We start from the raw sequence: 3,219 nt of genomic DNA on the forward strand, positions 1-3,219 counted from the left end.
TCTATGCGGATTATTTCTAATAAAAAGAATGACTCGCACAGCGCTACGACAGTGGCTCAACCAACTACATTAGACTATTGCGGCGATAAAAAGAGGGGGAGGGAGGAAAAATTTTTGTAAGCAGCAGATCGACCTGAATCGATCTGCCATTAATTGATATCGCCAAGGTCATGGGCGTTACCGCTAACATAGCAGTAACGTCAAGGACGAAGAGGATAATTAACCTAAATATTCGATGATTGACAGCCCAGCGTTATAATCGGTGCTGTAGATAAGCCCTTGTGCATCAACAAACACATCACATGACTGAATAACTTGTGGCCGACCAGGGCGTTTATCCACCATTTTTTCCGGGGCTGCAGGCACTAATGCACCGGTTTCCTTCGGTTGGTATGGGTTACTGATGTCGTAAGCGCGCACTCCGGCATTTTGATAGGTAGCAAAAATCAGTGACGAACTGATAAAGCTGCCTGGGCGGTTCTCATGCAGATTGTGCGGGCCGAAATGCGCCCCTTTTGAGACGTAATCTCGCTCACCAGGTACCGGAAAAGTTGAGATACTCACCGGATTGCTTGGCGCACGAATATCGAACAGCCAAATATGCTTTTCACCATCTTCCTGATTATCCAGCACCGCCTCATCCAGCACCACTAATAGGTCGCGGTCTGGCAATGGGAGTGCAGTATGGGTGCCGCCGCCAAAGGGAGGGCTCCAGTTGCGATGGCTTATCAGTTTCGGCTCATGCCGGTCAGAGACATCCAGCAGGGTCAGGCCACCATCGCGCCAACTGCCATAGGCTGTATCACCGCTGATAATTGCATGATGCAATGCGTAACGTTTGCCTTCTGGCCAGCTTGGTTGCTCACCCGCCGCAGTATGCATGCCGGGTAAAGCATAACGCCCCGCCACCTGTGGTTTTTGCGGGTCAGCCAGATCAATGGTCAGGAAAATATAATCACTGTAGCCATCCAGCAATGCAGAAACATAAGCCCAGCGGCCGCCAACATACCAGATGCGATGAATACCAATACCATCAAGCGGCAGGAAGCTAATTTCACGCGGTCTATCCGGTATCGAAATATCAAAAATACGTAAACCGGCACTCCAACTGCGACCTTCCTGCCGGGTACTGACGGTTTGTGCTACGGAGCGAGTGTAATAGACTTTCTCTTGCGCAAAACTGGCGTCGGCAAACAGGTCGCGTGCGTTAATCACCAGCAGCAGGTCATCATGGACTTGTAAGTGTACGTTCCAGGTATTGGGGGGGGCGGCGATAAAACCTGCCGGGCGCGGATTTTTTGCATCCCGCACATCAATAATTGATACCCCTTGCGATACCATATGGCCGACATAGGCGTAGCCACGGTGCACCATTACCTGTACACCGTCGGGTTTTCCGCCCTGATTGCTATGGCCAATCAGCCGCATATTGCGGCTGTATTCGGGTTGTGGCAAGGAAGCTTGCGTTGCCATCTATTTCACTCCCAATCGGTTAGATTTACTGGCCGTTTTTGGCGGCAAGGGTGGCAAACCAGGGTGAGTTGAAATCATCGGATTGGCCCCAGCCCGGAATGATTTTACTCAAGCCTGCCACGTTAACTGCGCCGGGTTGACTGGCCAGCAAGGCTTGTGGAATGGATGCAGCACGGAACTCATAACTGGCAGGCGTCTCTTCCCCAGCAATCTTCTTGGCGACCAAACGCAAGTTAACGGCTCCAATCAGTTTAGGATCGACGGCAACACTGACTTTCCATGGGCTATTGGCTTCACGCATCAGTTGTAAATCCTGATTCGATATATCAATGCTGTAGAGTTTGATCTCGGTACGGCCATTTTCCTGTAAGGCTTTATAAGCGCCTTGAGTAAAGGCATCCCAAGTTCCCCAGATTGCATCGATTTTGCCTTTCGGATATTTTGCCAATACGGCACCGACTTTATTGGCGGTATCACCCTGCACATCAGAAGACACGGCTCCGATAGACTCCAGTTCATGAATACCCGGATTCTGTTTTAGCAGTGCCTGATAAGCGGCCTGGCGACGTTCCATCGGTGGGAAACCGGCAACCCAAAGCTTGATGATATTGGCTTTACCGTTGAAGTCTTTGACCAATTGACCAAAGGATTCATTGGTCAGGGATGCATCATCCTGCTGAGTGACTGTCAGGCCGGGAATCTCGCCCTGAATAGCGGTATCGAACACCGATACCGCAATACCGCTGGCTGCAATCCGTTTGACCAGTTCGGTTGAGTACGGGTCACGCCCCTGAGAGAGAATGATGCCGTCATATTTTTGGCTGATGGCCTGATTCACAAAGTCTTGAAAACGGGCGTCGTCACCATTGCTCAAGAAGGTATCGACTTTGAAACCGAGCTTTTTACCTTCTTTTAATACACCGGACAAAAACTGAGTGGTGTTGTCATCAGATCCCAGGTTACGGATCACGGCAATTTTAATCTGCCCTGGATGTTTGGCGATAGCATCTGGGATCGGGGCTACCGTGGCGGTGTCCGCTGCGAATACCGGCAGTGCTGTCAGTAGGCTCAGGGCCAGCAAAGGGGAAGCAATTTTTTTCATCCGAAACTCCGTCATGGTGTCGATAAGTTATGCAAAGTGAGTGTTGTTGTCGTTGTTATGGCTATCTTTGTGTCTAGACGTCTATTCGCTGCTGTACAGCATCATAACCATAACTATTTTGATTAGGAATTAACTTTGTTATGAATTTTTGGATTGGGTTATATCTTTTAGTTTGGATGGCTTAAATAAGCAGCAAAATAGGGCGAATGGATTATTATGCTGCGAGGAAATAGGCTTAATAACCTTTCTATTGCAATGGTTTATTCTGACGATGAGTATTCCTTATTTTTATTAGGATTAATTTTTTATTTCGTTGTTTGCTCAGTACTGATACCCTAATGAAAATGTGTAGTAATCAATAATAGAGGTTCAATTCCATAATATAGATAGGTTTTGTAATGTTAAAGTTAATGATATTTAAAGGATTAAAGTCACTATGGAAAAAGTTAGCAGTCTATATAAATTCAGGCAGGAGAGTGCTGATAGAACACAACTGAGTTTGTGCTGTTTTACCTATAAGAACATCTATTTTTATCTGTCACGCAGTGAGTTTTTATTTCTATTTATTCGCTATTTATTAGCATTAACGGTACTCATTTTTTTAATAATGATACTATTTCCTGATTTAGCAGATGAAGTCTTGT

At 46.8% G+C, this 3,219-nt stretch carries 2 protein-coding genes and 1 pseudogene; 1 reads left to right on the forward strand and 2 read right to left on the reverse strand.

The features are described 5' to 3' along the window. Positions 1–219: 219 nt before the first annotated feature. Complete coding sequence (locus tag V1952_RS20890) at positions 220–1,473, reverse strand: LVIVD repeat-containing protein (protein ID WP_420075462.1); 1,254 nt, start codon at positions 1,471–1,473, stop codon at positions 220–222. Between the two features lie 25 nt (positions 1,474–1,498). Beyond that, the gene (locus tag V1952_RS20895; protein ID WP_193784687.1) at positions 1,499–2,575 is read right to left on the reverse strand and encodes a sugar ABC transporter substrate-binding protein; all 1,077 of its coding nucleotides are present in this window, start codon (positions 2,573–2,575) and stop codon (positions 1,499–1,501) included. A 436-nt stretch (positions 2,576–3,011) separates the two neighbouring features. On the opposite strand from V1952_RS20895, the pseudogene V1952_RS20900 reads away from it, so the two are divergent. Beyond that, positions 3,012–3,219, forward strand: a pseudogene (locus V1952_RS20900) (hypothetical protein); the annotation flags it as partial.

It is taken from the genome of Yersinia sp. 2542 StPb PI, from assembly GCF_048593855.1.
GTDB lineage: Bacteria > Pseudomonadota > Gammaproteobacteria > Enterobacterales > Enterobacteriaceae > Yersinia > Yersinia enterocolitica_E.